29 protein-coding genes and 1 pseudogene are annotated in these 26,459 nt (G+C 65.4%); 8 read left to right on the forward strand and 22 right to left on the reverse strand.

All coding sequences use genetic code 11. The annotated features are described in order from the left end of the window. The first annotated feature begins 267 nt into the window (after positions 1–267). The 3 genes from waaC to waaA are packed head-to-tail and all read left to right on the forward strand — an operon-like array spanning position 268 to position 3,605. Entirely contained in the window at positions 268–1,263 is a 996-nt protein-coding gene (gene waaC, locus DIE15_RS35455; protein WP_057928444.1) for a lipopolysaccharide heptosyltransferase I, read from the forward strand. Between the two features lie 52 nt (positions 1,264–1,315). Further along, positions 1,316–2,200, forward strand: a complete 885-nt coding sequence (locus DIE15_RS35460; protein ID WP_124835759.1) for a Kdo hydroxylase family protein — start codon at positions 1,316–1,318, stop codon at positions 2,198–2,200. A 37-nt stretch (positions 2,201–2,237) separates the two neighbouring features. Continuing rightward, positions 2,238–3,605, forward strand: a complete 1,368-nt coding sequence (waaA, locus tag DIE15_RS35465) for a lipid IV(A) 3-deoxy-D-manno-octulosonic acid transferase (protein ID WP_124835760.1) — start codon at positions 2,238–2,240, stop codon at positions 3,603–3,605. 189 nt (positions 3,606–3,794) lie between these two features. Here the strand turns inward: waaA and DIE15_RS35470 are convergent, their stop codons facing one another. From DIE15_RS35470 to ureC, 9 genes and pseudogenes are all read right to left on the reverse strand, one after another. Beyond that, positions 3,795–4,073, reverse strand: a complete 279-nt coding sequence (locus tag DIE15_RS35470; protein ID WP_124835761.1) for a hypothetical protein — start codon at positions 4,071–4,073, stop codon at positions 3,795–3,797. Between the two features lie 2 nt (positions 4,074–4,075). Next, positions 4,076–4,357, reverse strand: coding sequence for a hypothetical protein (locus DIE15_RS35475; RefSeq protein WP_057928448.1), 282 nt, complete (start codon positions 4,355–4,357; stop codon positions 4,076–4,078). A gap of 288 nt (positions 4,358–4,645) precedes the next feature. Then, complete coding sequence (locus DIE15_RS35485) at positions 4,646–4,918, reverse strand: hypothetical protein (RefSeq protein WP_057928449.1); 273 nt, start codon at positions 4,916–4,918, stop codon at positions 4,646–4,648. Continuing rightward, on the reverse strand, positions 4,899–5,417 hold the full coding sequence (locus DIE15_RS35490) for a DUF2778 domain-containing protein (RefSeq protein WP_124835763.1): 519 nt from the start codon (positions 5,415–5,417) through the stop codon (positions 4,899–4,901). Before DIE15_RS35490 ends, DIE15_RS35485 begins: the two co-directional genes overlap by 20 nt. A gap of 13 nt (positions 5,418–5,430) precedes the next feature. Further along, a pseudogene (locus DIE15_RS35495) lies at positions 5,431–5,915 on the reverse strand (Hcp family type VI secretion system effector). A 147-nt stretch (positions 5,916–6,062) separates the two neighbouring features. Further along, positions 6,063–6,710, reverse strand: coding sequence for an urease accessory protein UreG (ureG, locus tag DIE15_RS35500; protein WP_057928451.1), 648 nt, complete (start codon positions 6,708–6,710; stop codon positions 6,063–6,065). 12 nt (positions 6,711–6,722) lie between these two features. Then, complete coding sequence (locus DIE15_RS35505; protein WP_057928452.1) at positions 6,723–7,403, reverse strand: urease accessory protein UreF; 681 nt, start codon at positions 7,401–7,403, stop codon at positions 6,723–6,725. Further along, complete coding sequence (gene ureE, locus DIE15_RS35510; protein ID WP_057928453.1) at positions 7,390–7,986, reverse strand: urease accessory protein UreE; 597 nt, start codon at positions 7,984–7,986, stop codon at positions 7,390–7,392. The genes DIE15_RS35505 and ureE overlap by 14 nt, the downstream gene beginning before the upstream one ends. Positions 7,987–8,003: 17 nt before the next feature. Then, entirely contained in the window at positions 8,004–9,710 is a 1,707-nt protein-coding gene (gene ureC / locus DIE15_RS35515) for an urease subunit alpha (protein WP_124835764.1), read from the reverse strand. Between the two features lie 119 nt (positions 9,711–9,829). Here ureC and DIE15_RS35520 point away from each other — a divergent pair, with 119 nt between their 5' ends. Beyond that, entirely contained in the window at positions 9,830–10,882 is a 1,053-nt protein-coding gene (locus tag DIE15_RS35520; protein WP_124835765.1) for an RNA-guided endonuclease TnpB family protein, read from the forward strand. 45 nt (positions 10,883–10,927) lie between these two features. Here DIE15_RS35520 and DIE15_RS35525 read toward each other — a convergent pair whose 3' ends face one another. From DIE15_RS35525 to hemN, 12 genes are all read right to left on the reverse strand, one after another. Continuing rightward, positions 10,928–11,233, reverse strand: coding sequence for an urease subunit beta (locus DIE15_RS35525; RefSeq protein ID WP_059455900.1), 306 nt, complete (start codon positions 11,231–11,233; stop codon positions 10,928–10,930). Between the two features lie 14 nt (positions 11,234–11,247). Beyond that, entirely contained in the window at positions 11,248–11,550 is a 303-nt protein-coding gene (gene ureA / locus DIE15_RS35530) for an urease subunit gamma (protein WP_124835766.1), read from the reverse strand. 239 nt (positions 11,551–11,789) lie between these two features. Beyond that, a complete protein-coding gene (locus tag DIE15_RS35540; RefSeq protein WP_124835768.1) occupies positions 11,790–12,665 on the reverse strand; it encodes an urease accessory protein UreD in 876 nt (291 codons plus the stop codon). Between the two features lie 202 nt (positions 12,666–12,867). Continuing rightward, positions 12,868–13,560 (reverse strand): urea ABC transporter ATP-binding subunit UrtE, encoded by a 693-nt coding sequence (gene urtE, locus DIE15_RS35545; protein ID WP_057928459.1) that lies wholly within the window; start codon positions 13,558–13,560, stop codon positions 12,868–12,870. A gap of 4 nt (positions 13,561–13,564) precedes the next feature. After that, positions 13,565–14,422, reverse strand: a complete 858-nt coding sequence (gene urtD / locus DIE15_RS35550) for an urea ABC transporter ATP-binding protein UrtD (RefSeq protein ID WP_124835769.1) — start codon at positions 14,420–14,422, stop codon at positions 13,565–13,567. Beyond that, a complete protein-coding gene (urtC, locus tag DIE15_RS35555) occupies positions 14,419–15,606 on the reverse strand; it encodes an urea ABC transporter permease subunit UrtC (protein ID WP_124835770.1) in 1,188 nt (395 codons plus the stop codon). Before urtC ends, urtD begins: the two co-directional genes overlap by 4 nt. Before the next feature lies 1 nt (position 15,607). Further along, on the reverse strand, positions 15,608–17,227 hold the full coding sequence (urtB, locus tag DIE15_RS35560) for an urea ABC transporter permease subunit UrtB (protein WP_124835771.1): 1,620 nt from the start codon (positions 17,225–17,227) through the stop codon (positions 15,608–15,610). A gap of 153 nt (positions 17,228–17,380) precedes the next feature. Next, positions 17,381–18,688 carry an urea ABC transporter substrate-binding protein gene (urtA, locus tag DIE15_RS35565; protein WP_057928463.1) on the reverse strand — a complete coding sequence of 436 codons (1,308 nt, stop codon included), beginning with the start codon at positions 18,686–18,688 and terminating at the stop codon, positions 17,381–17,383. Between the two features lie 342 nt (positions 18,689–19,030). Beyond that, entirely contained in the window at positions 19,031–19,354 is a 324-nt protein-coding gene (locus DIE15_RS35570; RefSeq protein WP_006758748.1) for a rhodanese-like domain-containing protein, read from the reverse strand. A gap of 11 nt (positions 19,355–19,365) precedes the next feature. Next, a complete protein-coding gene (locus tag DIE15_RS35575) occupies positions 19,366–20,022 on the reverse strand; it encodes a protein-L-isoaspartate O-methyltransferase (protein ID WP_057928464.1) in 657 nt (218 codons plus the stop codon). Between the two features lie 104 nt (positions 20,023–20,126). Beyond that, positions 20,127–20,384, reverse strand: coding sequence for a hypothetical protein (locus DIE15_RS35580; RefSeq protein WP_057928465.1), 258 nt, complete (start codon positions 20,382–20,384; stop codon positions 20,127–20,129). A 72-nt stretch (positions 20,385–20,456) separates the two neighbouring features. Further along, positions 20,457–21,848 (reverse strand): oxygen-independent coproporphyrinogen III oxidase, encoded by a 1,392-nt coding sequence (gene hemN, locus DIE15_RS35585; protein WP_124835772.1) that lies wholly within the window; start codon positions 21,846–21,848, stop codon positions 20,457–20,459. A gap of 171 nt (positions 21,849–22,019) precedes the next feature. On the opposite strand from hemN, the gene DIE15_RS35590 reads away from it, so the two are divergent. From DIE15_RS35590 to DIE15_RS35600, 3 genes are all read left to right on the forward strand, one after another. Further along, a complete protein-coding gene (locus tag DIE15_RS35590; protein WP_124835773.1) occupies positions 22,020–22,337 on the forward strand; it encodes a YkgJ family cysteine cluster protein in 318 nt (105 codons plus the stop codon). Between the two features lie 139 nt (positions 22,338–22,476). After that, on the forward strand, positions 22,477–23,058 hold the full coding sequence (locus DIE15_RS35595) for a DUF1439 domain-containing protein (RefSeq protein WP_057928467.1): 582 nt from the start codon (positions 22,477–22,479) through the stop codon (positions 23,056–23,058). Between the two features lie 78 nt (positions 23,059–23,136). Next, positions 23,137–23,967, forward strand: coding sequence for an undecaprenyl-diphosphate phosphatase (locus tag DIE15_RS35600; RefSeq protein ID WP_057928468.1), 831 nt, complete (start codon positions 23,137–23,139; stop codon positions 23,965–23,967). A 103-nt stretch (positions 23,968–24,070) separates the two neighbouring features. Here the strand turns inward: DIE15_RS35600 and trmB are convergent, their stop codons facing one another. Continuing rightward, positions 24,071–24,838 carry a tRNA (guanosine(46)-N7)-methyltransferase TrmB gene (gene trmB, locus DIE15_RS35605; protein WP_057928469.1) on the reverse strand — a complete coding sequence of 256 codons (768 nt, stop codon included), beginning with the start codon at positions 24,836–24,838 and terminating at the stop codon, positions 24,071–24,073. A gap of 636 nt (positions 24,839–25,474) precedes the next feature. On the opposite strand from trmB, the gene DIE15_RS35610 reads away from it, so the two are divergent. Then, on the forward strand, positions 25,475–26,089 hold the full coding sequence (locus DIE15_RS35610) for a hypothetical protein (RefSeq protein ID WP_124835774.1): 615 nt from the start codon (positions 25,475–25,477) through the stop codon (positions 26,087–26,089). The last annotated feature ends 370 nt before the right edge of the window (positions 26,090–26,459 follow it).

A 26,459-nucleotide genomic window follows, 5' to 3' on the forward strand; every position in this document is an offset into this window, starting at 1 on the left:
AATCGGAGACCAAGGAAGGGCTCGAGCGCATCCAGGACGATTTCCGCCGCGTGCTGACGGCCGCGAAGCCGGACGTCAAGCTGCCGTTCTGAACCTCGGCGGCCTGCGGGCTGCCGCCGGCGCGACGGTCGAGTTGTCCGTCGCGCCATTCCCGAAAAGCGGCGCATGCCAGCGGCATGCGGCCGCTTTTTGTCTGTCTGATGTCCCGGGCGCGATAAAATCGCGTCTTTATGCCTGTCGCCGGCTGTCCGCCGGCGTTTTTTCAGCGTGCAAAAGATCCTGATCGTGCGCGTGTCGTCGCTGGGCGACGTCGTGCACAACATGCCGGTGATCGCCGATATCCGGCGCCGCCATCCCGATGCGCAAATCGACTGGCTCGTCGAGGAGAGCTTCGTCGGCCTCGTGCGTCTTGTCGAGGGCGTGCGCGACGTGTTGCCGTTCTCGCTGCGCCGCTGGCGCAAGAAGCCGTTCTCGGGCGCGACGTGGCGCGAGATCCGCGCGTTCCGCAAGCGCCTCGCGGCCGAACGGTACGACCTCGTGATCGACTGCCAGGGGCTCATCAAGACGGCCTGGGTCGCGAGCTGGGCGCGCGGCCCGCTCGCCGGCCTCGGCAACCGCACCGACGGCGCCGGCTACGAATGGCCCGTGCGCTTCTTCTATCGCAAGCGCGTGCCGATCGCGCCGCGCACGCACGTGGTCGAGCGTACGCGCCAGCTGGTCGCGGCCGCGCTGGGCGACCCGGCGCCGACGCCGGCCGATCCGGTCGACTTCGGTCTCGACACGCGCGCGGCGGCGCTCGCGGTCGCGGCGCTCGGCCTGAACCTGCCGGTGCCGTACGTGGTGTTCGTGCACGCGACGTCGCGTGCCGACAAGCAGTGGCCGGACGCCGCGTGGATCGAGCTCGGCCAGGCGCTCGTGCGGCGCGGTGCGTCGCTCGTGCTGCCGTGGGGCAACGACGCGGAACGCGCGACCAGCGAGCGGCTCGCGAAGGAGTTCGGCGCGGCGGCGATCGTGCCGCCGAAGCTGTCGCTGCCGGCCGTCGTCGGCCTGATCGACGGCGCGGCCGCGACGGTCGGGGTTGATACAGGTCTGGTTCATATCGCGGCCGCGCTGAAGCGCCCGACGGTCGAACTGTACAATTTTGCGACGGCCTGGCGGACCGGCGGCTATTGGTCGCCGAACGTCGTCAATCTCGGCACGGCGGGGCAGCCGCCGTCGATCGCACAGGTGAAGGCGGCGCTCGCGGGCTTCGGCCTGCTGTAATGCCTGTCATGCCCATCATGCCTGCCCTGCCTGTCACGCACGCGAACCGATCATGAGCGAATCCCAGATCATCGAAGTCCCGTCCGCCGACTGGAGCGGACACAACCTGTCGGCGCCGCGCGAGCAGCTGCTGGCGGCGGTCGAGGAAGGCAAGGTGCTGTATTTCCCGCATCTGCGCTTCGCGATCGAAGGCGGCGAGGAAGCGCTGCTCGATCCGGCGCTCGCCGATCCGAAACGCAAGAACATCAGCCTCGCGCCGAACGGCGGCGCGCTCGCCGGCGTGCTCGGCGACAGCGTCACGCAGTCGGCCGTGCGTGCACTCGTCGCGCGCTTCCAGCAGCAGGCCGGCACGCTCGTCGACGGCCTCTTTCCCGAATACCGCGGCAAGCTGCGCGTTGCGCCGACGAGCCTGCGGCTGATGCAGGTCGAGACGCGCCAGACGTCCTGGCGCAAGGACGACAGCCGGCTGCACGTCGACGCGTTCCCGTCGCGGCCGAATTACGGCGAGCGCATCCTGCGCGTGTTCACGAACGTGAACCCGGCCGGCCAGCCGCGCGTGTGGCGCGTCGGCGAGCCGTTCGAGGACGTCGCGAAGCGCTTCCTGCCGAAGATCCGGCCGCAGTTCCCCGGCTCGGCGTGGCTGCTGAACCTGCTGCACGTGACGAAGTCGCCGCGCAGCGCGTACGACCACCTGATGCTGAACCTGCACGACGGGATGAAGGCCGATCTCGACTACCAGAAGACTTGCCCGCAGCAGACCATGCCGTTTCCGCCGGGCAGCGTGTGGATATGTTTCTCGGATCAGACTTCGCACGCTGTGATGTCCGGCCAGTTCATGCTCGAGCAAACCTTCTTCCTGCCGGTCGACGCGATGGTGCGCCGCGAATGCGCGCCGCTCGGGATTCTCGAGCGCCTGACGGGCAGGGCGCTGGTTTGAGCGCGCCCCGCATCCTCCGCGGTAATGGGGCCCGCTCATGCTGAGGGCGATCTATCGCGCGTTGTGGTGGCTCGTCGCGCCGATCGCGGTCATCCGCCTCTTGGTGCGCTCGCGCAAGGAGCGCGGCTATCGCGAGCACATCGGCGAGCGCTTCGGCCACGTCGCGGGCCGTTCGCGCGACGATCGCGCGCCGCTGATCTGGGTGCATGCGGTGTCGGTCGGCGAGACGCGTGCCGCGCAGCCGCTAATCGATGCGCTGATGCAGGCACGTCCCGACGCGCGCATCCTGCTCACGCACATGACGCCGAGCGGCCGCGCGACCGGCGAGCAGATCTTCGGCGATCGCGTGCTGCGCTGCTACCTGCCGTACGACATGCCGGGCGCGGTGCGGCGTTTTCTGCGCGCGTGGCGGCCGACGCTCGGCCTCGTGATGGAAACCGAGGTGTGGCCGACGCTGATCGACGAGTGCCGCCACGCGGACGTGCCGCTCGTGTTGACCAACGCGCGGATGTCCGCGCGCTCGCATCGCCGTGCGGCGAAGTTCGGCGCGGCGACGCGCGACGTGTTCGGCGGGTTCTCGCGCGTGCTCGCGCAGAGTCCGGCCGATGCGGAACGGCTGACGTCGCTCGGTGCGCGCAACGTGACGGTGCTGGGCAACCTGAAATTCGACATGACGACGCCGCCGGAGCTGGCGGCGCGCGGCCATGCATGGCGCGACGCGATCGGCACGCGGCCCGTATGGGTCGCCGCCAGCACACGCGAGAACGAAGAGGCGCTGGTGCTGCAGGCGTTCGCCGCGATGAAGACGCCCGATGCGCTGCTGATTCTCGTGCCGCGTCATCCGCAGCGTTTCGCCGAAGTCGAGGCACTCGTCGAGCGCAGCGGGTTCAAGTGCGTGCGGCGTTCGGTGTGGGGTGCGGACGCGGCGGCCCTCGCGGCCGGCCGGCCCGCTGCGGCGGAACCGCTGCCGGCCGACGTGACGGTGCTGCTCGGCGATTCGATGGGTGAGCTCGGCGCGTACTATGCGGCCGCCGACGTCGCGTTCATCGGCGGCAGCTTGCTGCCGCTTGGCGGGCAGAACCTGATCGAGGCGTGCGCGGTCGGCGTGCCGGTGCTGATCGGCCCGCACGTGTTCAACTTCACGCAGGCGACCGCCGATGCGGTCGCGGCTGGCGCGGCGATGCAGGTCGCGGATCCGCTCGATCTCGCGCACGTGCTCGACGCGCTGTTCGCCGACAATGCGCGGCGCATCGCGATGGGTGCGGCGGGTTCCGCGTTCGCGTCGCGCCATCGCGGCGCGACCGCGCGCACGGTCGACGTGCTCGCGGCGCTGCTGCCGCCGGTGGAGAACGGCACGCACTCGATGCAGGACGGGCAGGATGCTCAGGGCGGCAAATATGTGTAACGACTTGCATTCGAACGCGTCGCGCTCGAATGAGCTGCAATCAGTTGAAGGGCCAAGGTCGTGTCCAGTGAACCTTGAGTCGGGTACGCGCGTGGCTTTCTTTCTACCCATAGAGGGGGCAGAACAAAGCGATAGAACGAGCAGATCGAAAAACAGTGCGATTTTGAAAGGCCTATGGTGCAGCCATTCTTAGTCGCTATTTCTCGGCATGCTTTTTTTGCGATGGTGTCGCCACAACCACATAATCGCTACATAGGCGAACACTGCCGCAATCAGTTCGATAGTCACCCACACCACGAAATACAAGTCGTCGGGATCGCGAACGCCGAGCCATTCCGAAGCACGCCACCATGCACGCGCCTCGGCTGGCGTCCACTCATAGTGGTATGGACGGACATAACGAAGCGATAGAGCGAGCAGGCCGATAAACAGCACGATCTTGAAGAGCCTACGGGTAAAAGTGATCATTCTCAGACGCTATTTCTCAACATGGATTTTTTGCCGCGATAGTGCCTCCACAGCCTCATGATCACCATATACGCAAACGTTGCCACGAGCAGATTGGCCAGCAGGACGAGCGGAATGTATAGATCATCGGGGTCGCGAATACCAAGCCGATTTGCAACGCGTAGCCAAGCGAGCGCTTGGCTTTCTGGCATTGGTATAGGATATGTGTGGACGTACGGTACGGAGAGGCAGAACAGGCCGACGAACAGCGTGACCTTGAACAGCCTATGGGTAAGAGAGGTCATTCTCAGTCACTATTTCTCCACATGCTTTTTCACGCGATGGTGTCGCCACATCCACATGATCGCTATGTAGACGAGCACTGCCACGATCAGTTCGATAATTACCCACCCCCCGATATACAAATCCTCGGGATCGCGGACACCGAGCCAATCCGAAGCACGCCACCATGCACGCGATTCGGCTGGCGTCCATTCATGGTATGGTCGGATATAACGAAATGAGAGAAGAAACAATCCGACAAACAGCGCGACCTTGAAGAGCCTACGGACAAGATAGGTCATTCTCGGGCGCTATTTCTCAACATGGCTTTTTTTCCCACGATAGTGCTTCCATAGCTTTATGATCATCATATACGCAAGCGTTGCCACAAGCAGATCAAGAGCCAGCATCACCGGGATATAGACATCATCCGCCTCGTGCAGACCAAGGCTTTGCGCGATGCTCAACCATCGCAGTGCCTCACTTTCCGGCATCGCCCCATTCCGACCAATGCAGCGCACGGATAGAAGAAACAAGCCGAAAAACAGCGCCATCTTGAAAAGTCTACGGACAAGTGTTGCCATGCGCGATGACCTCAATTGTTCCGTATGCATTAAGTCCTGAATTGCCGGCCGCGATTTTCTTGGTGGTCAAAAGTGCTGTTCGGATTCTCAGGAAATCCGTACGGCTCGGCAGAGTAATGCAGCCTAGCGGAATCCCATCGCCGCCCACCGGATGCAGCCGGAACTGACCGCGCTGGAGACCATTGATCCAGGTGAAATCGTCGATTAAGCCGTCGCTCCTATACAGTGCAAACCACTCGGAATGGTAAGATGGTTTGCCTTTTGCCGCGTTATATGCGTCCTTGATCGAAGCCCAAGCTTGAGACCTGACGCCACCTGCAGGACGGTCCGCGATCCAGTATTTACCGCCAGGAATCGGGCCGTTGTCGGGCACCGCCGTACAGCCGCCCCGATTCCGATAGATGCCATTGCCAGAGAACGCATCAAACGTACCCAACCCATCGACGGTAAGGGGAGAGAGGAAACTGTTATTCACCAGAAATCTACCGGTATAAGCCATTGACCGCTCCCGCTTATCCGATGTCATTCCATGAATCGGTGAATTTGATATTGCCGTCGAGGTAATGCCACGTGATGCGGTCATACATCATGGAGACGGCTTCCACGTGATTGAGCGCGGACGCTTGCGATAGTCTGGTATTCGTCATGCCGGGGTTGATGCCGCAGACTTTTACGCCTTCGAGCAGCATCACGAAATAGACTTCCTCTCTTCCCGCATCGTTGATGCGATACCACTTGATCTCGGCCGATTGCAGGGTTTGCCCTTCGCCACGGCCTTGTAGAGATAGGGTGTCGCCGCGTCGAATTCCTTTTCGAACGCAATCGGTGAATGCGTACGCTTGCCGGTGATCTTGCCGTTGGCACCATCAACCGGCAGATTTACACCGTGGCCGAAGCTGATGATTTCAATGTTTCCTTCACGGTCCTGGACGGTTGACGAGCCTTTGATGTCTGCGCCGCCATCATCCTTAAGCCACATATGTGCGGGAATCGGCATATCGAAAATCCTCACTTACAGAGAAAGCGTAATGTAAGGAATCGATGCCAGCCAAGTCAATTGCCGTCGCAAAGTCGCTGGAGGCTTTTCGATAGCGGGCTCGCTACTGCGTGCGCAAACGCTATGTCGTTCTGCCTGGACACTTATTCAAACCGTCAACAACCCCTTCTTCTCGATGAACGCGACGACGTCCGCCACGCCTTCGAGCGCCTTCAGGTTCGTCATCACGTAAGGCCGCTCGCCGCGCATCTTCTTCGTGTCGGAGGCCATCACGTCGAGGTTCGCGCCGACGAGCGGCGCGAGATCCGTCTTGTTGATCACCAGCAGGTCGGACTTCGTGATGCCCGGGCCGCCCTTGCGCGGAATCTTCTCGCCGCCGGCGACGTCGATCACGTAGATCGTCAGGTCCGACAGCTCGGGGCTGAACGTCGCCGCGAGATTGTCGCCGCCCGATTCGATGAACACGATGTCGGCGTCGGGAAAGCGCGCCAGCATCCGGTCGACGGCCTCGAGGTTGATCGACGCATCCTCGCGGATCGCCGTGTGCGGGCAGCCGCCCGTCTCGACGCCCATGATGCGTTCCTCGGGCAGCGCGCCCGCGACCGTCAGCAGGCGCTGGTCTTCCTTCGTATAGATGTCGTTCGTGATCGCGACGAGGTCGTAGCGCTCGCGCATCGCCTTGCACAGCATTTCGAGCAGCGTGGTCTTGCCGGAGCCGACCGGGCCGCCGATGCCGACGCGCAGCGGCGGCAGTTTCTTGGTGCGGCGGGGGGAGGAGGGAGCGGGTGCGTTCATGGCGTGTCGGGTTCAGGAGCGGAACAACCGCGAATACTGGGTTTCGTGCCGCGCGGACAGGATGCCCAACTGCGGTGCGAATGTGTTGATCGCGTCGGGTGGCGTCGCGAGCGCGCGGCGCACGGCCGCGTCGATCGCGCCGCGCAGCGCGACGATGATGCGCTGGCCGGCAAGCTGGCCGAGCGGCACGGCCTTCAGCGCGGCCGACGTCTGGTTCTCGACCCAGCCGAATGCGTACGCGGCGAGCGTCGCGTCCGCGCTGGCATCGTGCGCGGCGGCTGCGTACGCGAATGCGGTCGGCAGCGCGATCGGCGTCAGCGATGCGAGCGTCGCTCGGCGTGCGGCATCACCCCATTCGAGCGATGCGCAAAGCTGCGCGAGCGACCAGCCCATCTGTTCGGTCTCGCGGCGCAGCTCCGCCGATTCGCGGCTCGCGACGAACCATGCGTTCTCGCGGGCCAGTGCGTCGGCGTCGTGGGTCTGCCAGCGGGCGAGCTGGTGCGCGAGGAACGGCAGCTCGCCATGCGCGAGCACGTCGGTCAGGCCGCTCGCGATCCAGTCGCGCGCGGTGTCGGCGTCGCGGATCAGGTTCGCGTCGAGCGCGGCTTCGAGGCCCTGCGAATAGCTGTACGCGCCGATCGGCAGCGCCGGTGACGCGAGGTGCAGCAGCGCGACGAGTTCAGTGGTGTTCATGGCCGTGGTGGCCGTGCGTACAGCCCGGACCATGCTGATGATCGTGATCGTGATCGTGCGAGTGCCCGTGGTGTTCGCCGAATACCTGCTGCGCAAGCGCGTAATCCTCGGCGAACGTCGCGTCGTGTCCATGCTTGTGACCGCCGCCGTATGCGCCGGCTTCCGGCTGGAACGGCGCGCTCGCTTCTTCGACCTGCGTGCCGAGCCGGCGCAGCATGTCCGCGAGCACCGGGTCGGCTTCGAGCTTCAGGTAACCGTCGCCGATCTCGACCGGCGTGTGGCGGTTGCCGAGGTGATACGCGGCGCGCATCAGCGTGAGCCGGTCGGCGGCGCGTACGAGCAGCACCGTTTCGGAAGCGGCGGCGATGCGCACGAGCGCGCCGTCGTCGGCGACGAGCACGTCGCCGTCGCGCAGCACGGTGCCGCGCGGCAGCAGGACCGCGACGTCCTCGCCGGTGTCGAGCGTGGCCGCGAGGCGGCTCTTGCAGCGGGCGTCGTAGACGAGCGTGAGCGTCGGCGCGCGTGCGACGAGCGACGCGGCGAGTTTCACGTTCGGGGCAATGCGTTTGTCGAGGGTGCGCATGGAACGAAAACCGGAAATCAGAACAGGAAATAGCGCTGCGCCATCGGCAGCACCGTCGCCGGCTCGCAGGTGAGCAACTGGCCGTCGGCGATCACGTCGTAGGTTTCGGGATCGACGCTGATCGACGGGCGCCATGCGTTGTGGATCATGTCGGCCTTCGTCACGTTGCGGCAGTTGCGCACCGGCACGACACGCTTCGCGAGCCCGTAGCGTTCGGCGATGCCCGCGTCGGCGGCCATCTGCGACACGAAGGTCAGCGACGTGCGTGCGAGCGCGCCGCCGCGCGTGGCGAACATCTCGCGGTAGTGCACCGGCTGCGGCGTCGGGATCGATCCGTTCGGGTCGCCCATCTGCGCGACCGCGATCATCCCGCCCTTCAGGATCATCGACGGCTTGATCCCGAAGAATGCTGGCTCCCACAGCACGAGGTCGGCCCACTTGCCCGGTTCGAGCGAGCCGACTTCGTGTGCGATCCCGTGCGTGATCGCCGGGTTGATCGTGTACTTCGCGACGTAGCGTTTCGCGCGAAAGTTGTCGTTGCGCGCGTTGTCTTCCGGCAGCGCGCCGCGCTGCACCTTCATCTTGTGCGCGGTCTGCCAGGTGCGGATGATCACTTCGCCGACGCGGCCCATCGCCTGCGAGTCGGACGACAGCATCGACAGCGCGCCGAGATCGTGCAGGATGTCCTCGGCCGCGATCGTCTCGCGGCGGATCCGCGATTCCGCGAACGCGAGATCCTCGGCGATCGACGGATCGAGGTGATGGCACACCATCAGCATGTCGAGGTGCTCGTCGAGCGTGTTGATCGTGTACGGGCGCGTCGGATTGGTCGACGACGGCAGCACGTTCGCCTCGCCGCACACCTTCAGGATGTCGGGCGCATGGCCGCCGCCCGCGCCTTCGGTGTGATACGTGTGGATCGTGCGGCCTTTGAACGCGGCGACCGTCGATTCGACGAAGCCGGCTTCGTTCAGCGTGTCGGTGTGGATCGCGACTTGCGTGTCGGTGTCGTCGGCGACCGACAGGCAGTTGTCGATCGCGGCGGGCGTCGTGCCCCAGTCTTCATGCAGCTTCAGGCCGATCGCGCCGGCCGCGACCTGCTCGACGAGCGGCTGCGGCAGGCTCGCGTTGCCCTTGCCGAGGAAGCCGAGATTGATCGGCCAGCCGTCGGCCGCCTGCAGCATCCGCTCCATGTGCCACGGCCCCGGCGTGCAGGTCGTCGCGTTGGTGCCGGTGGCCGGCCCCGTGCCGCCGCCGAGCATCGTCGTCACGCCCGATGCGAGCGCCTCGTCGATCTGCTGCGGGCTGATGAAGTGGATGTGCGTGTCGATACCGCCCGCGGTGACGATCAGCCCTTCGCCGGCAATCACTTCGGTTGCCGCGCCGATCGCGATCGTCACGCCGGGCTGGATGTCGGGATTGCCGGCCTTGCCGATCGCCGCGATGCGGCCGTGCTTGATCGCGATGTCGGCCTTCACGATGCCCCAGTGATCGAGGATCACCGCGTTCGTGATGATCGTGTCGGGCACGTCGGCGGCCACGCGCTGCGACTGGCCCATGCCGTCGCGGATCACCTTCCCGCCGCCGAATTTCACTTCCTCGCCGTAGGTGGTGAAGTCGCGTTCGATCTCGATCAGCAGTTCGGTATCGGCGAGCCGCACGCGGTCGCCCGTCGTCGGCCCGAACATTTCCGCGTACGCGCGGCGGCTCAAGCGTAGTGTCATCAGAATTTGCTCCGAGAAACCCCGCCATTTCCCCCAAGGGGACTTCCTTCGGGGCGGATGGTGGGAAGGAAAGGCGTGCTGTTGACAGGCAGCTTCTTCCACGGGTTAGGATCACCTGCATGATTCTTGTCTACCGCTACCGGGTGAAGTCGCTCAACGGACTGCTTAACAAGCAGAGCCGTGCGGTGAACACCGTCTGGAACTTCTGCAATGACACGCAGAAGCACGCGCTCAAGTGGAGCAAGAAGTGGCCGACGGGATTCGATCTGAACGTGCTGACGACGGGGAGCAGCAAAGCGCTCGGCATCCACTCCGGCACGATCAACGCGACGTGCGAGCAATACGCGAAGTCGCGCAGTCAGCACCGTCGGCCCTACCTGCGCTATCGCGGCAAGAAATCGCTGGGCTGGGTGCCGCTGAAGGGCCGCGACCTGAAGCGCGAAGGCGAAGCGTTTCGCTTTGCCGGCAACACCTTTCGCGTGTTCAACAGCCGACCGCTTCCCGAAGGCAAGATCAAGGACGGAACCAACTTCGCACAGGACGCGCGCGGTAACTGGTTTCTCAACATCGTGATCGAGATACCCGATGTTCAGGCCCGCCCGATCCGTTCCGGTGTCGGCATCGATCTCGGCCTGAAAGACTTCGCCACACTTTCGACCGGCGAAAAGCTGCCTAACGATCGGTTCGGTCGATGCGCGGCCGAGAAGCTCGCGAAAGCGCAACGGGCGCGCAAGCACAAACGCCATATCGCGAAGCTGCACGCCAAAGTGGCAAATGCTCGAGCCGATTTCCAGCACAAGCTCGCGCTCAATCTGGTGCGGCGCTTCGATTACATCGCGGTCGGCAACGTGTCGGCTGTCAAACTCGCCAGAACCAGGATGGCGAAGAGCGTCTACGACGCATCCTGGTCGACCTTCCGAAACAAGCTCCGCTACAAAGCGATCGCGCACGGAGTCACGTTCGAGGAAGTCGACGAAAGCGGTTCGACCCAGTCCTGTTCGGCGTGCGGGTCGAAAGACAGCACGACGCGGCCGAAAGGTATCGCAGGGCTGCGAATAAGAGAGTGGGCCTGCAGTGGATGTGGAGTCGTGCATGATCGTGATATCAACGCTGCGCTGAACATTCTCCGATGCGGACGTGCATCGCCAGGTGTGGGAATCTTCCGCCTTTAGGCGGAGGAGGACGTCAAGTGCTGTTCCTGAAGAGCGGGGCGCGGCTTACAGCGGCCCCATCACCTTGCCCTGAAAACCGTAGACGGCGCGCTCGCCGGCCAGCTCGACGAGCTCGACGGTGCGTGTCTGGCCCGGCTCGAAGCGCACGGCCGTGCCCGCCGCGATGTTGAGCCGGAAGCCGCGCGCGGCCGCGCGATCGAACGACAGCGCGTCGTTGACTTCGAAGAAGTGGTAATGCGAGCCGACCTGCACCGGGCGGTCGCCGGTGTTCGCGACGACGAGCGAGCGCGTCGCGCGGCCCGCGTTCAGTTCGTGCTCGCCGTCGTCGGTGAGGATTTCGCCGGGGATCATGCGTGCTACCTCGGTCACGGAATCGGGTGGTGGACGGTGACGAGCTTGGTGCCGTCCGGGAAGGTCGCCTCGACCTGGATGTCGGGGATCATTTCCGGCACGCCTTCCATCACGTCGTCGCGCGTGAGCAGCGTCGTGCCGTAGTGCATCACCTCGGCGACGGTCTTGCCGTCGCGCGCGGCCTCCATCAGCGCGGCGGTGATGAACGCGACCGCTTCCGGATAGTTGAGCTTCAGCCCGCGCGCGCGGCGGCGTTCGGCCAGCAGCCCCGCTGTGAAGATCAGCAGCTTGTCCTTTTCTCGGGGAGTCAGTTTCATGAAGGCAGTCGTTCAGGAAAACGTAATTTTTATCGGTGCGCACGGTTCGGGGCAAAGGCGCAGGTCATCGTAGCACCGCGCCGTTTTTCGTGCGTCGTGTATCCGTTATGTAAGGAGCAAGGCGCGTGCCATGCCGCTGGAACGCGAGGCAATGCGCGTTCGTGGTGCGCGATGCATGGATTGCGGGCGCCGCAGGCGACGGCGCTGCGCCGAAACGGTGCGTGGCGGGCCGGGCGCGCTCAGGTTTGCCAGAGGCGCAGCGGTCGTGCATCGACGCCGTGCACGAGCGGCCGCAGGTAAAGCCAGCAGTCGATGAAGTGACGCTGCAGCGCTTCCATCGAGGTCGACAGCGCGCGCACCAGCACGACGCCCGGCGTCACGCAGGTCGCGCCCGCACGCAGCGTGTCGTCGAACGGCATCCGCGCGGCGAGCGCTTCGGCGAGCGCCGCGTCGCACGCGGCGCCGGCTGCCCACAGCGTGCCGTACACGGGAAAGCCGGCGAGACCCTGCAGCGCGCCGCGCAGCGGATCGTGCGCGTCGAGCAGCGCGCGCTCGGTCCACAGCGGCCGGCCGTCGGCATCGACGAGTGCCGAACCCGACGCGATGCGGCCCGCCGACCACGTTTCGCCGGCCGCCTGCCGGCCGAGCTGCGTCGCGTCCCAGCCGATCGCGCTCGCGCCTGCGCCGAGCGTCACCGTGAAGTCGAGCGCGGCATGCGCCGCGTCGAAGAACAGGTTGTTCTGCGGCAGCCAGTCGAGCTTCGCGTGCGCGCCGACCGTGATGCCAATGCGCTGCGTCGCATCGAGACCGTTCGATTTGTACCACTTGGTCGCGCCGGGCGTTGTCAGCACGGCGTGGGTGCCGTCGCCGAGCGCGATGTCGATGTCGAGCCGGTCGCCGCCCGCGACGCCGCCCGGCGGGTGAACGATGACCGCGTGGCAGATCGCGTCGCCTTCCGGATACAGCGGCCGCTGCACGCGCAGCGGGCCGTCGTGCAGCCGGTGGACGAGCGTCGTGCGCGCGCCGTGCCGTTCGAAGCCGAGTTCGAGACGGCCGCGCCACGATTTGGCGGCGGCAGGGCGGGACAGCGGGGCGTGGGAGTCGAGGGCGGACATCGGTGAAAAGCGGGGACGGGCGCAGTGAACGAAGATGCTACCGCAACAATATACGCTGCGGCGCTTGCATTGCAGGATGACCCGACGTCGCTCGCGGGCTGTATCGTTTCGCCGGCGTGTGCCCGACATGTGCGGTTCGGCGAAGCACCGGATCGATGCCCTCGATCGATAACCGGAAGCGACACCGCCCCGGGGCCGTCTTCTACACCGCGATCAGCTCGCGCACGCCGTTCGTCTCCATGTCCCGCGCGTCGCCGCCCGCGACGATCTCGCCGCGGCTCATCACCCAGTAGCGGTCCGCGATCGAGCGCGCGAAGTCGTAATACTGCTCGACGAGCAGCACGGTCATCTTCGATTCGTCGACGAGCTGGCGCAGCGTGCGGCCGATGTCCTGGATGATCGACGGCTGGATGCCTTCGGTCGGCTCGTCGAGGATCAGCAGCTGCGGCTCGCTCATCAGCGCACGGCCGATCGCGAGCTGCTGCTGCTGGCCGCCCGACAGGTCGCCGCCGCGCCGTGCGCGCATGTCCTTCAGCACCGGGAACAGGTCGTAGATGCGCTCGGGCACCTTCGATGGCGCCTTGCGGCTTGCCGCGCCGACGAGCAGGTTCTCCTCGACGGTGAGGCGCGGAAAGATGTCGCGGCCCTGCGGCACGTACGCGAGCCCTGCCGCCACGCGCGCATAAGGCGGCAACGCACCGAGCGCCGTGCCGCGCCACGACACGCTGCCGCTTTTTGCGGCGACGACACCCATCAGGCAGCGCAGCAGCGTGCTCTTGCCGACACCGTTGCGGCCGAGCAGCACGGTGAGCTTGCCGTCGTCGGCGGCGAGGTTCACGTTGCGCAGGATATGGCTGCCGCCGTAGTACTGGTTCAATGCATCGATCTTCAGCATCGCATCATCTTCCGAGGTAAGACTCGATCACCGTATCGTCGCGCTTGACCTGGTCGAGCGTGCCCTGCGCGAGCACCGCGCCTTCGGCCATCACCGTCACGCGGCCCGTGTCGCCAGCGAGCGCCGCGACGAAGTCCATGTCGTGCTCGACGACCATCATCGAGCAGGTGCCGCGCAGCGTGTTCAGCAGCGCGGCGAGCTCCATCGTCTCGTGGTCGGTCATCCCGGCGGCCGGCTCGTCGAGCAGCAGGAGCGCGGGGCGCTGCATCAGCAGCATGCCGATCTCGAGCCGCTGCTTCTGCCCGTGCGACAGCTCGCCGGCCGCGCGATACGCATCGCTTTCGAGGCCGATCAGTGCGAGCGTCTCCTCGATCTTTGCCTGCGCGGCGCGGTCGAGCCGCGCGCGCAGCGATGCGAGCCAGCCCTTGTCGGTCTGCATCGCGAGCTCGAGGTTTTCCCACACAGGATGCTGTTCGAACACGGTCGGCTTCTGGAACTTGCGGCCGATCCCCGCACGCGCGATTTCCGGCTCGTTCATCCGCGCGAGGTCGATGGTCTGGCCGAGAAACACCTTGCCCGCATCGGGACGCGTCTTGCCGGTGATCACGTCCATCATCGTCGTCTTGCCCGCACCGTTCGGGCCGATCACGCAGCGCAGCTCGCCGGCGTCGATCGCGAGCGACAGCTTGTTCAGCGCCCGAAAGCCGTCGAAGCTCACCTCGATGTCCTCGAGATAGAGGATCGTGCCGTGCGACGTGTCGATCCCGGGCGGCACCACATGGCCCATCGATGCGGTGCCGCTGACGGCCAGCAACTCGTCTTCGGGCGGCGGCGTGAACTGGTAGAGGGCGGTGCCGTTCATCCGCGTTTCCCCTTCGCGAGCAGCGTGTCGACGAGGCCCATGATCCCGCGCGGCAGCAAGAGCGGCACCAGCACGAAGATCAGGCCGAGAAAGAACAACCAGTATTCGGCGAAGTAAGCGGTGAAGAGACTCTTCGCGCCGTTCACCGCGAACGCGCCGACGATCGGCCCGATCAGCGTGCCGCGCCCGCCCACCGCAACCCAGATCGCCATTTCGATCGAATTGCCGGGCGACATCTCGCCGGGATTGATGATGCCGACCTGCGGCACGTACAGCGCGCCCGCGATCCCGCACAGCACGGCCGACAGCGTCCACACGAACAGCTTGTATGCGAGCGGGCTGTAGCCGAGGAACATCAGTCGCGTCTCGCCGTCGCGCACCGCGGTGACCACGCGCCCGAGCTTGCTGGTGACGATCGCGCGCGCGGCGATGAACGCGAGCACCAGCGTCGCGAAGGTCAGCAGCAACAGCACCGTGCGCGTGCCGGGCGACGTGATCGGAAACCCGGCGATGCGCTTGAAGTCGGTGAAGCCGTTGTTGCCGCCGAAGCCGGTCTCGTTGCGAAAGAACAGCAGCATCGCGGCGAACGTCAGCGCCTGCGTGATGATCGACAGGTACACGCCCTTCACGCGCGAACGGAACGTGAAGAAGCCGAACACCCACGCGAGCACGGCCGGCACGAGTACGACGAGCAGCAGCGCCCATGCGAGATGCTGCGTGCCGTTCCAGTACCACGGAAGCTGATGCCAGTCGAGGAACACCATGAAGTCGGGCAGGTCGCTGCCGTACTTGCCGTCGCGACCGATCTCGCGCATCAGGTACATGCCGATCGCATAGCCGCCGAGCGCGAAGAACAGCCCGTGGCCGAGGCTCAGGATGCCGCAGTAACCCCATACGAGATCGAGCGCGAGCGCGGCGATCGCGTAGCACATCAGCTTGCCGGCGAGCGTCATCGCGTACGCGGACAGATGGAACGCGCTCGATTCGGGCGCGACCAGCGTGGCGAGCGGCACGCCGATGCCGATCGCGAGGCACAGCGCGACGAGCGCGAGCCATGCGCGGCGCGAGAGCAACGCAGGGCGGGGCGGCAGGCCGAGCGCGAAACCTTCCTCCGTGCGCACGGAGGCAGGGGGTTTCGGCGCGTCGGCGAGCGGGTTCGACAACGAATCGGTGAATGAAGTCACGTCAGGCCTCCGCGCTGCGTCCCTTCGGGGCGAACATGCCCTGCGGACGTTTCTGGATGAACAGCACGATCATCACGAGCACCGCGATCTTCGCGAGCACCGCGCCCCAGAACGGCTCGATCGCCTTGCTGACGAGACCGAGCCCGAAGCCGCCGAGCACGGTGCCGGCAATCTGGCCGACGCCGCCGAGCACGACCGCCATGAACGAATCGATGATGTAGTTCTGCCCGAGATCGGGGCCCACGTTTCCGATCTGCGACAGCGCGCAGCCGCCGAGGCCCGCGATGCCCGCGCCGAACGCGAACGCATACGCGTCGACGCGCGCGGTCTTCACGCCGACGCACGCGGCCATCCGGCGGTTCTGCGTGACAGCACGCACGAACAGGCCGAGCCGCGTCTTCGTCAGCACGCCCCACGCGACGAACACGACCGCGAGCGCGAACGCGAGGATCGCGAGCCGGTTGTACGGCAGGATCAGGTTCTGCATCACGGTGACGCCGCCGCTCATCCACGACGGGTTCACCACCTGCACGTTCTGCGCGCCGAACAGCATGCGGGTTGCCTGGATCAGGATCAGGCTCACGCCGAAGGTCGCGAGCAGCGTTTCGAGCGGGCGGCCGTACAGGTGCCGCAGCACGAGCCGTTCGAGCACGATGCCGACCAGCGCGGCCGCCGCGAACGATACCGGCACCGCGACGAGCGGATACCAGTCGAACGCGCCCGGCGCGTAGCGCTGGATCAGCGTCTGCACGACATAGGTTGCGTACGCACCGATCATCAGGAATTCGCCGTGCGCCATGTTGATCACGCCGATCAGCCCATACGTGATCGCGAGGCCGAGCGCCGCCAGCAGCAGCACGCTGCCGAGCGACAGGCCCGCGAACACTGTGCCCGCGATCTCGCCGCGGCGCTGCAGCGCGTGCAACGCATCGAGCCCTTGCTGCGCGGCATCGCGCACGCGTGCGTCGGGTTCCGCGTAGCTGCCGTCCGCGTTCTTCGCGACGAGCGGGCGCAACTGCTCGATCATGTCGAGATCGCGGCGTGCGGCCACGACCTGCACGGCTTCGAGACGCTTCGCCGGATCCGCATCGTGCAGCGCGGCGATCGCCCACAGTGCGTCGAGACGGCGCTTCAACGCCGGATCGGTTTCCTTCGCGCGTGCGCGGTCGATCATCGGCTTGAGTGCAGGATCGGGGGACTTCAGCAGTGCATCGATCGCGTCGCGACGCGCGGCGACATCGGGCGATGCGAGCGCCAGACCCGACAGCGCGCCGGCGATCTTCGTGCGCAGCAGGTTGTTCAGCATCACGGGCTGCGCGTCGCCGGCCGGCGTCGTGGCCTGCGTGAGCGCATCGTGTGCGGTGTCGCCGGTCTGGATCAGCAGGCGGCCGTCGCCGGTCGCGAGCGCGTCGCCGGTCGACAGCGCATTGAGCAGCGCGACGGCGCGCGGATCGGCATCTGCGGCGAGCCGTTCGACCGCAGCCGTTTTCGCGTCGAAGTCGTCGCCGGCGAGCGCAGCGGTATCGGCGGCCGTCAGGGCGAGCGCGGCGCGCGGCAGCGCGCCCGCCAGCGCGGCACAGGCGACGAGCGCGACGGCGGCGCGGCGAAAGCATGTAGGCATCGGGGATCCTGTCGGGCGTGGGAATCGGGTTGTGCGACGGGTTGTGCGACGGTGCGCGGGCGCGCGACGCGCGTTACCGCGCTCGCGGCGGCGGAGTGCGTGCATCCGCCTGCAAGCGGAGCGCCACGCCGGTGCGCGGCGCTCCGCATCGCATCAGACGAGCGCCGCGCGCTGCCGGCGCAGGAACGCCGGAATCGAGCTGACGATGTCCGGCTTGCCCTGGTTGCCTGCGATGAACGGGCTCCACGGCTGCGCGCGGACCGCGGTCTTCGTCTTCCACACGACGTTGAATTGCCCGTCGCCGCGGATCTCGCCGATCATTACCGGCTTGTGAAGGTGATGGTTGCCGTCCATCGCGAGCGTGAAGCCCGACGGCGCGGCGACGGTCTGGCCGATCATCGCGACGCGCACCTTGTCGACGTCGGTGCTCTTCGCCTTCTCGACGGCCTGCTTCCACATGTGGATGCCCACATAGGTCGCCTCCATCGGGTCGTTGGTCACGCGCTTCGCGCCGCCCGGCAGGTTGTTCGCCTTCACCCACGCGGCGAACTGGTCCTTGAACTTCGTGTTCGTCGGGTTCTTCACCGACATGAAGTAGTTCCACGCGGCGAGGTGGCCGACGAGCGGCTTCGTGTCGATCCCGCGCAGCTCTTCCTCGCCGACCGAGAACGCGACCACCGGTACGTCGGTCGCCTTGATCCCCTGGTTGCCGAGCTCCTTGTAGAACGGCACGTTCGAGTCGCCGTTGATCGTCGATACCACGGTCGTCTTGCCGCCCTGCGCGAAGTTCTTGATGTTCGCGACGATGGTCTGGTAATCGCTGTGGCCGAACGGCGTGTAGACCTCCTGAATGTCGGCGTCCTTCACGCCCTTCGATTTCAGGAACGCGCGCAGGATCTTGTTGGTCGTGCGCGGATACACATAGTCGGTGCCGAGCAGGAAGAAGCGTTTCGCACCGCCGCCTTCCGCGCTCATCAGGTACTCGACGGCCGGAATCGCCTGCTGGTTCGGCGCGGCGCCCGTGTAGAACACGTTGCGCGACATCTCCTCGCCTTCGTACTGCACCGGGTAGTAGAGCAGACCGTTCAGTTCCTCGAACACGGGCAGCACCGACTTGCGCGACACCGACGTCCAGCAGCCGAACACGCATGCGACCTTGTCCTGCGTGAGCAGCTGGCGCGCCTTCTCCGCGAACAGCGGCCAGTTCGATGCGGGATCGACGACCACCGGCTCGAGCTTGCGGCCCATCACACCGCCGCTCTTGTTGATCTCGGCGATCGTCATCAGCGCCGTGTCCTTCAGCGACGTTTCGGAGATCGCCATCGTCCCCGACAGCGAATGCAGGATGCCGACCTTGATCGGGCCGGTGCCCGCATCGGCCGCTTGCGCGAACGGACTCTTGCCCGCCAGCGCGAGTGCACCGGCCATCGAACCGAACTTCAGCAGACTGCGACGTTTCATCGGGTTCCCCTTGACGTGTTGGATACGCGTGCGCCGTGGCGGCGCCGGCATCGGAGTAACGCAAGGCATGTGCCAGTCGCGCGGATGCACGCCGGGCGTGCCTGTGCGGGGTGGTGCGGGGCGTCAGTGCGGTGCGCATGGCACGTCGTGCAGCATGCGCGACCCGTTGCGGTGCGCTCACGCGGGCGCAAATGGTGCACGGCGCGCATGCTTGCACGGAGGAGGGGGCACACGGGAGCAGAAATGGAAACGGGCGCGCAAGGCGCGCCCGTTCGGCGGACTGGCGAGACCGGCGGCAACGTGCCGGTCGGCATGGCGGCGCGCGATGCGCCGCCGGGAGGATCAGTAACGCGGCACGGACGGATCGACGTCGCGCGACCACGCGTCGATCCCGCCTTGCAGGTTGTACAGCTTCGTGAAGCCGCGCGATTCGAGGAACATCGCGACCTGCGCGCTGCGCATTCCGTGATGGCACACGCAGACGATTTCCGCTTCGTCGTCGAGCTCCTCGCTGCGCGCGGGAATCTGCTGCATCGGGATCGACACGCTGCCGGCGATCTGCGCGGTCGAGATTTCCCACGGCTCGCGCACGTCGAGCACGACCGGCGCGGGGCGCGCCGGGTCACGAAGCCATTCCGCGAGCATCGCGGGCGTCAGGATTTGCATGGGGCCGCCGCTCAGAACTTGAAGCGCGACGGTTCGATCGCGTTGACGAGGTGATTGACGTAGGTTTCGAACACGTCGGCGACGCGGTACTGCTTGTCGTCGATGCGCGTGATGATCTGCGCCTTCATCACCGGACGGCCGCCGACGAACGCCGACAGGCGGCCGCCGATCTTCAGCTGTTCGAGCATCTGCTGCGGCACGACCGGCAGGCCGCCCGCGACGCAGATCACGTCGTACGGCGCCTTGTCGGGCCAGCCGAGCGAACCGTCGCCGAGCACGACTTCCGCGTTGGTCACGCCGTCGTTGCGCAGGTTGTCGGCCGCGAACTTCGCGATGACCGGATCGATGTCGACCGCCGTCACGTGCTGCGCGCGATGGGCGAACAGCGCCGCGAGGTAGCCCGAACCCGCGCCGATCACGAGCACGTTCTCATGCTTCTTGACGGCCAGTTCCTGCAGCACGCGCGCTTCGACGCGCGGGAACAGCATCTTGCTGGTGCCGCCGGGCAGCGGCAGCTCGAGGTCGGCGAACGCGAGATCGCGATGTTCGGGCGACACGTAGTTTTCACGCTTGACGATCGACAGCAGGCCCAGGATGTCCAGGTCCAGCACGTCCCACGGCCGGATCTGTTGTTCGATCATGTTGAAACGCGCGTTTTCGATATTCATGGTGTGGTCACGCAGCCAGGTCGGCCATCAGCGGGGATAGAGAAACTTCGTGATTGTACCAAACAGGGCGGCGCCGAAGCCTTCAGACGGCCTGCAACAGACCTTTACCCCTTGCTCTTCTTGATCTGCGCCTCGAACGCGAGGTCGAGCTTGCTCGCCTTGCGCGGCTTCTTGGGGCCGAATTCGTCGACGAACCTGACGAATTCGTCGAGCGGCAGCGGTTCGCTGCGCTTCTCGGCGGTGCCGCCGGAGCGGTCGACCAGGTAGAACAGGCCGCCCGCCATCGCGACGGCCGCGAACTGCGGGTTGCCGGAGCGGGTTTTCAGGCGTTCGACCGCGTGGGTTGCTTTGGTGGTGCGCATCGTGCGGGTTCTTGCAGGGGCGTTGAGCCCCTTACTTTATCAAACCGGCCGCCCGCCCGCGGCCGTGCCGCGTCAGACGGTGCGCGAGTAGCGCTGGCGCGGCGTCCGGCCGAGGTACGCGTCGAACGCCATCGCGATGTTGCGCACGACCATCCGGCCGGCCGGATGGATCGTCAGGCGATCGCCGGCGACGGTCAGCAGCCCGTCCTGCTCGAATCCGCGCAACGCGTCGAGTTCGCGCGCGAAGTGCTCGGCGAAGCGGATCCCGTGCGCGGCCTCGATATGCGAGAACGGCAGTTCGAGGTTGCACATCAGCTGCGTGATCACGTCGCGGCGCAGCCGGTCGTCGGCCGTGAGCCGCACGCCGCGCGCGATCGGCAGCCGGCCCGCGTCGAGCGCCGCGCCGTAGGCCGGCAGGTCCTTCGCGTTCTGCGCGTAGACGTCGCCGACCTTGCCGATCGACGACACGCCGAAGCCGACCAGGTCCGTGTCCGCGCGCGTGCTGTAGCCCTGGAAATTGCGCTGCAGCGTGCCGTTGCGCTGCGCGCGCACGAGTTCGTCGGACGGCCGCGCGAAGTGATCCATTCCGATGTACACGTAGCCGGCCGACGTCAGCATGTCGATCGCGAGGCCGAGCAGCGCGATGCGCGTTTCGGGCGGCGGCAGCGTCGCATCGTCGATCTGCCGCTGCATCTTGAACAGGTGCGGCATGTGCGCGTAGCCGAATACCGACAGGCGATCCGGCGCGAGTTCGATGATCGTCTCGAGCGTGCGCGCGAACACGGCGACCGTCTGGTGCGGCAGCCCGTAGATCAGGTCGACGCTGACCGAATGGAAGCCCGTCGTGCGCGCGGCCGACAGCAGGTCGGCCGTCATCGCGAGCGGCTGGATCCGGTTGATCGCCTGCTGCACGACCGGATCGAAATCCTGCACGCCGAGGCTCAGCCGGTTGAAGCCGATATTGCGCAGGTGGACGACCGTCGCGGGCGTGACCGTGCGCGGGTCGATCTCGATCGAGAACTCGGCGTCGGCGTCCGGCGCGAGCGCGAAGTGCTCGCGGGTGGCCGCCATCAGTTCGGCCGTTTCGGCGTCGGACAGGAACGTCGGCGTGCCGCCGCCCCAGTGCAACTGCGTGACCGGGCGCTCGGGATCGAACAGCGCGGCCTGCAGCGCCAGCTCGCGCTTCAGTTGCTCGAGATACGGGCGCGCGCGGCGATGATTGTTGGTCGCGATCTTGTTGCAGCCGCAATAGAAGCAGGCCGTGTTGCAGAACGGGATGTGGAAGTACAGCGACAGATCGCTCGACGACGCGCCGGGATCGGCCGCCGCGCGCACGTAGTCGGCCGGATCGAAATCGTCGCGGAACTGCAGCGCGGTGGGGTAGGACGTATAGCGCGGCCCGTTCGCGCCGTACTTCGCGAGCAAATCGGGACGGAACAGTATGTCGGCAGAACCGGAGTTCATGATGGTCTCGCGCTTTTTAGATGCTTTCGAGTATATGAATGCCCGTTTCGGCTGCATTGTGTAATAACGTCGCAGCCGGCGGTGGCACAATGCGCAGTGGGCCGCCGCGCCGCTGCGTCCGGTTGCCGCACCGTTTTTGTTGTTTGCGAGAGAGTCGAAGTGTCCGTCGAAATGCCCATCCGTCCGGCGCCCGCCGATGTCCCGCCGCCGCATGCGTGCCGCGAGGGGTGCGGCGCATGCTGCATCGCGCCGTCGATTTCCTCCCCGATTCCGGGGATGCCCGACGGCAAGCCGGCCGGCGTGCGCTGCGTGCAGCTCGGCGACGACCTGCGCTGCCGGATCTTCGGCCGGCCCGAGCGTCCCGCGTGCTGTTCCGGGCTGCAGCCGTCCGTCGAGATGTGCGGGGCATCGCGCGACGACGCGCTCGCGTGGCTGACGCGCCTCGAGGTCGCGACGCAGCCGTCGCCCGGCGCCGGCGCGGCCCGCTGACGCACGGCCGCGCCGCCGTGCAGCGGCGCGCGCACGGAACCGGTGGCGTGCGCTCGAGCACTAACTTCGGTCCACGCCTCACACGGGGCGAAGCCGATGGCCCGACTGCCGCTTTGCCCGATACAGGAGATTGTTCAGCATGACCGCATCTTGCACGCCCGGCCGGCGCCGTTTCCTCGCCGTTTGCGCCGGCGCCATCGGCGTGTCGGTATCGCTCGCCGCCTGTGCGTCGACGTTCCCGTTCATCCCCGATCACTACACGTTCTCGCGCGGCGACGTGCAGAAAGCCGTCGCGCGCAAGTTTCCGTATCAGAAGACGGTCGCGCAGGTCGTCGACGTGTCGCTCGCGAATCCCGCCGTCAACCTGCTGCCCGACCAGAACCGCGTCGCCGTGCAGCTCGATGCGCATTTCGCGAGTCCGTTCCTGCGCGAACCGGTGAGCGGCAAATTCACCGTATCGGGCCAGCTCGCTTACGATGCGCCGAGCCGCTCGGTCGTGCTGAAGGCGCCGGCCGTCGACAGCCTCGTGCTCGACGGCGACGCGCAGATGTACGCGCAGCAGGTCGGCGCGGCCGCCGGCCTGCTCGCGACGCAGGTGCTGACCAACTATCCGATCTACACGTTCAAGCCCGAGCAATTGCAATTTGCCGGAGTGAACTACGAACCCGGTACAATTACGATTCTTACAAACGGCATACGCGTGGCGATCGTCGAAAAGTGACGGCGCACCGCGCGCGGCCGGGCGGGCCGCGGCGGTGACGCGGCCCTTTCTTTCGACTACTTCGGAGTTGGGCCACGGATGGACTGGATCCTGATCTGCAAGGCATTGATCCTCGGCGTCGTCGAGGGGCTGACGGAATTCCTCCCGGTATCGAGCACCGGCCACCTGATCGTCGCGGGCAGCTTCCTGAATTTCAACGATGCGCACGCGAAGACCTTCGACGTCGTGATCCAGTTCGGCGCGATCCTCGCGGTCTGCTGGGAATACCGGCAGCGGATCGTGTCCGTCGTGTGCGGGCTGCCGAGCCGGGCCGACGCGCAGCGCTTCACGCTGAACGTCGTGATCGCGACGATTCCCGCGATCGCGCTCGGCCTGCTGTTCGAGAAGAAGATCAAGGCCGTGCTGTTTTCGCCGGTGCCGGTCGCATTCGCGCTCGTCGTCGGCGGCGCGATCATCCTGTGGGCCGAGGCGCGGCAGCGCGAACGCCGCGAGCCGCCGCGCGTGCAGTCGGTCGATGCGCTCACGCCGCTCGACGCGCTGAAGGTTGGCATCGCGCAATGCTTCGCGCTGGTGCCGGGCATGTCGCGCTCGGGCTCGACGATCATCGGCGGGATGCTGTTCGGCCTCGATCGGCGCGTCGCGACCGAATTCTCGTTCTTCCTTGCGATTCCGATCATCTTCGGCGCGACGCTCTATGAAACGGTCAAGGACTGGCAGGCGTTCACGGTCGACTCGCTCGGCCTGTTCGCGCTCGGGCTCGTTGCCGCGTTCATCAGCGCGTTCGTGTGCGTGCGCTGGCTGCTGCGCTTCGTCGCGACGCACGACTTCACCGTGTTTGCGTGGTATCGGATCGCGTTCGGCCTGTTCGTGCTGCTTGTGGGTTACAGCGGATGGTTGAACTGGGCGTGATGCCGGTGCGGAGGCGACGGCGCTTCCAATAGAAAACGGCCCGATCGGCAAAGATGCCGGTCGGGCCGTTTTTCATTGTGCGGCGCGGCGCGGCAGCGCGGATTCAGCCGGCGCGCTTGCGGAACACCAGGTCCCACACGCCGTGGCCGAGCCGCAGCCCGCGCCGTTCGAACTTCGTGACGGGGCGGTACTCGGGGCGCGGCGCGTAGTCGGCGGCCGTGTTGTCGAGCGTCGGTTCGGCGCCGAGCACTTCCAGCATCTGTTCGGCGTAGTTCTGCCAGTCGGTCGCGCAATGCAGGTATGCGCCAGGCTTCAGGCGCGACGCGAGGTGCGCGACGAGCGGCGGCTGGATCAGCCGGCGCTTGTGGTGGCGCGCCTTGTGCCACGGATCCGGGAAGAAGATGTGCACGCCGTCGAGGCTTTCCGGCGCGAGCATGTGCTCGAGCACTTCGACCGCGTCGTGCTGGATGATGCGGATGTTCGGCAGGTCCTGCTCGCCGATCAGCTTCAGCAGTGCGCCGACGCCCGGCTCGTGCACCTCGACGCCGAGGAAGTCGTCGCCCGGGCGGTGCGCGGCGATTTCCGCGGTCGATGCGCCCATCCCGAAGCCGATCTCCAGGATGCGCGGCGCGCTGCGGCCGAACACGGCGTCCCAGTCGGGAATTTCAGCCGCGTACGGGACGACGAAGCGCGGGCCGAGATCGTCGAGCGCGCGGCGCTGGCCGGTCGATACGCGGCCGGCGCGCGTCACGAAGCTGCGGATGCGGCGGTGGTGCAGCGGATTGACTTCGTCGGCGCCGTCGGCGGCTTCGTCGGGAAGGGCGGCGTCGTCCGGCGGCAGGCCGGCTTCGTTCGGATCGTCGTGCATCATCGGTGACAGAGAAAGGCTCGGTTCGGGCGCGGGCCCGTTACGCGCAGCGGTGCGCCGGATGAACGGGCACATGGTACAAAAAAGCCGCCTTCGACGAGGCGGCTCTTGCGCTGGCTGCCGTGCAGCCGAAGGTGGAGCGGGCGATGGGAATCGAAGCACCGTCCACGCGCCCCCGCAACACTTTGATTTAAAAGGAACATGGAGCGGGCAGCGCTACTCCATGTCGGATACTTGTGTAGCAGTTTACCAGAGCATCCATGTTCCGCGGATTTTTAGCTCTCGAGGTCGTGGCTCGGAAGGTATGAAAGTGTGCAAGACATCCACGCAGGACATGTAAGGATTGGCGCTCCGTGTGCCCGATTGAAGGACGCAATACCTTCGGCCCCGCGCCGCGTTCCTAGGGTTTCCTATTTTTTGCGATGTCGGACGCTGCGTTGTTGGGCTCCCCTTAGACGGACCTCCTCCGACGTAAGGTGTCGACGGCTACCCGCGTCGGTGAGCCCGATAGGACCGCGGACCAGTTACCGAAAGATCGCTTTTCGCATAACATGTGGCCATAGGGTCGGAACACTTTCAACTGCGCTGGTGCCAGCCGGGGATGTATGGCCCTCTTACTAATTTTTTCGGAGACCAGCGGTGAGGAAGATCGTTTTTGTTATCGTTGTTGCGTTATCCAGCGTTTTCTCCATTGCATTTGCGGATGGGTTGAATGGTGCTCAGAAAAAAATGGCTACGAGTGGTCGAAAGCCTTCAAGCGTTCAGTTTGAGCTTAAGGGAGTGATGATCGGGGATGATTCTACGAAAATTGCACGAGAGTTTGGCGAGGCTTGTGGCAACATTTGTGTAATTCTTCGCGATCAGGATAAATCCGATTCAGAACAGGCTATGCCGCAGGACAAGGTTCGCTATGCGGGTTACGCAGCGTTAAGCTATGTGTTTATGATGGATAATAACCACAAGATCGGATCTGCTGGTGTGCGTTTTCCTTCGAGTGGATTTTCTGATGTAAAGGATGCATTGATTTCTAAATATGGGAAACCTGCTACGGAAAGGAAGTCGGTAGTTCAGAATGCTTTTGGTGCAACTGCGTCGAATGAAGAGGTTGTTTGGTTTGGTAAGGGGCAGTTTCTTTTGTTGCGTCAATATGGCGATGAATTGGACACGAGTGAAGTAACGATCTATTCTAGTGAATTCGTGAAGACGAGATCGGGTGAAGGAAAATCTATTGCGCTAAAGCCGGGTGCGATGTAGCCGGTGCATGGATAACGCTCGGTGCGGAAACACGGCATTGAGCGACTCCTATAAGGATTGACGATCCGCGGTCTCGATTGAAGGACGCGATACCTTGGGGCGTCCGCGGCAATCCTAGGACCTCCTACCGTTTTGAGAGGCTAGGCTGGTGCGCGCGAAGGCGCATCGGGCGGAAACCTGAAACGGCAATTGCTTGAGGAGGCTTTCAAATTTTTGCATTGAAACCTAGGCCAGAGACCCCACGTTCGATTCGCCATTTAGCCATGGCAAACTCGGCCATAAATCAGATAAAGAGTCGGCCTTGAACAATTCGCAAAGGCTTGTGCAGCAAGGCTCGATAGCTGAAACGGTGTTGTGAGATTTGCAAGGC

Source organism: Burkholderia sp. Bp9031, assembly GCF_003857965.1.
GTDB lineage: Bacteria > Pseudomonadota > Gammaproteobacteria > Burkholderiales > Burkholderiaceae > Burkholderia > Burkholderia ambifaria_A.

Excerpts from the sequence above, each read along its gene's own strand:
- DIE15_RS35525 (WP_059455900.1), bottom strand. The coding sequence starts at position 11,233 with ATGATCCCCGGCGAAATCCTCACCGACGACGGCGAGCACGAACTGAAC.
- DIE15_RS35590 (WP_124835773.1), top strand. The coding sequence starts at position 22,020 with ATGCCCATCCGTCCGGCGCCCGCCGATGTCCCGCCGCCGCATGCGTGC.
- urtD (WP_124835769.1), bottom strand. The coding sequence starts at position 14,422 with ATGAACGGCACCGCCCTCTACCAGTTCACGCCGCCGCCCGAAGACGAG.
- DIE15_RS35595 (WP_057928467.1), top strand. The coding sequence starts at position 22,477 with ATGACCGCATCTTGCACGCCCGGCCGGCGCCGTTTCCTCGCCGTTTGC.
- urtB (WP_124835771.1), bottom strand. The coding sequence starts at position 17,227 with ATGCCTACATGCTTTCGCCGCGCCGCCGTCGCGCTCGTCGCCTGTGCC.
- hemN (WP_124835772.1), bottom strand. The coding sequence starts at position 21,848 with ATGAACTCCGGTTCTGCCGACATACTGTTCCGTCCCGATTTGCTCGCG.
- DIE15_RS35600 (WP_057928468.1), top strand. The coding sequence starts at position 23,137 with ATGGACTGGATCCTGATCTGCAAGGCATTGATCCTCGGCGTCGTCGAG.
- trmB (WP_057928469.1), bottom strand. The coding sequence starts at position 24,838 with ATGATGCACGACGATCCGAACGAAGCCGGCCTGCCGCCGGACGACGCC.
- ureC (WP_124835764.1), bottom strand. The coding sequence starts at position 9,710 with ATGACACTACGCTTGAGCCGCCGCGCGTACGCGGAAATGTTCGGGCCG.
- DIE15_RS35475 (WP_057928448.1), bottom strand. The coding sequence starts at position 4,357 with ATGACCTCTCTTACCCATAGGCTGTTCAAGGTCACGCTGTTCGTCGGC.
- DIE15_RS35490 (WP_124835763.1), bottom strand. The coding sequence starts at position 5,417 with ATGGCTTATACCGGTAGATTTCTGGTGAATAACAGTTTCCTCTCTCCC.
- ureA (WP_124835766.1), bottom strand. The coding sequence starts at position 11,550 with ATGAAACTGACTCCCCGAGAAAAGGACAAGCTGCTGATCTTCACAGCG.
- urtE (WP_057928459.1), bottom strand. The coding sequence starts at position 13,560 with ATGCTGAAGATCGATGCATTGAACCAGTACTACGGCGGCAGCCATATC.
- DIE15_RS35485 (WP_057928449.1), bottom strand. The coding sequence starts at position 4,918 with ATGGCAACACTTGTCCGTAGACTTTTCAAGATGGCGCTGTTTTTCGGC.
- DIE15_RS35470 (WP_124835761.1), bottom strand. The coding sequence starts at position 4,073 with ATGATCACTTTTACCCGTAGGCTCTTCAAGATCGTGCTGTTTATCGGC.
- DIE15_RS35520 (WP_124835765.1), top strand. The coding sequence starts at position 9,830 with ATGATTCTTGTCTACCGCTACCGGGTGAAGTCGCTCAACGGACTGCTT.
- DIE15_RS35540 (WP_124835768.1), bottom strand. The coding sequence starts at position 12,665 with ATGTCCGCCCTCGACTCCCACGCCCCGCTGTCCCGCCCTGCCGCCGCC.
- ureG (WP_057928451.1), bottom strand. The coding sequence starts at position 6,710 with ATGAACGCACCCGCTCCCTCCTCCCCCCGCCGCACCAAGAAACTGCCG.
- DIE15_RS35570 (WP_006758748.1), bottom strand. The coding sequence starts at position 19,354 with ATGCAAATCCTGACGCCCGCGATGCTCGCGGAATGGCTTCGTGACCCG.
- DIE15_RS35460 (WP_124835759.1), top strand. The coding sequence starts at position 1,316 with ATGAGCGAATCCCAGATCATCGAAGTCCCGTCCGCCGACTGGAGCGGA.
- DIE15_RS35575 (WP_057928464.1), bottom strand. The coding sequence starts at position 20,022 with ATGAATATCGAAAACGCGCGTTTCAACATGATCGAACAACAGATCCGG.
- urtA (WP_057928463.1), bottom strand. The coding sequence starts at position 18,688 with ATGAAACGTCGCAGTCTGCTGAAGTTCGGTTCGATGGCCGGTGCACTC.
- DIE15_RS35580 (WP_057928465.1), bottom strand. The coding sequence starts at position 20,384 with ATGCGCACCACCAAAGCAACCCACGCGGTCGAACGCCTGAAAACCCGC.
- waaA (WP_124835760.1), top strand. The coding sequence starts at position 2,238 with ATGCTGAGGGCGATCTATCGCGCGTTGTGGTGGCTCGTCGCGCCGATC.
- ureE (WP_057928453.1), bottom strand. The coding sequence starts at position 7,986 with ATGCGCACCCTCGACAAACGCATTGCCCCGAACGTGAAACTCGCCGCG.
- DIE15_RS35505 (WP_057928452.1), bottom strand. The coding sequence starts at position 7,403 with ATGAACACCACTGAACTCGTCGCGCTGCTGCACCTCGCGTCACCGGCG.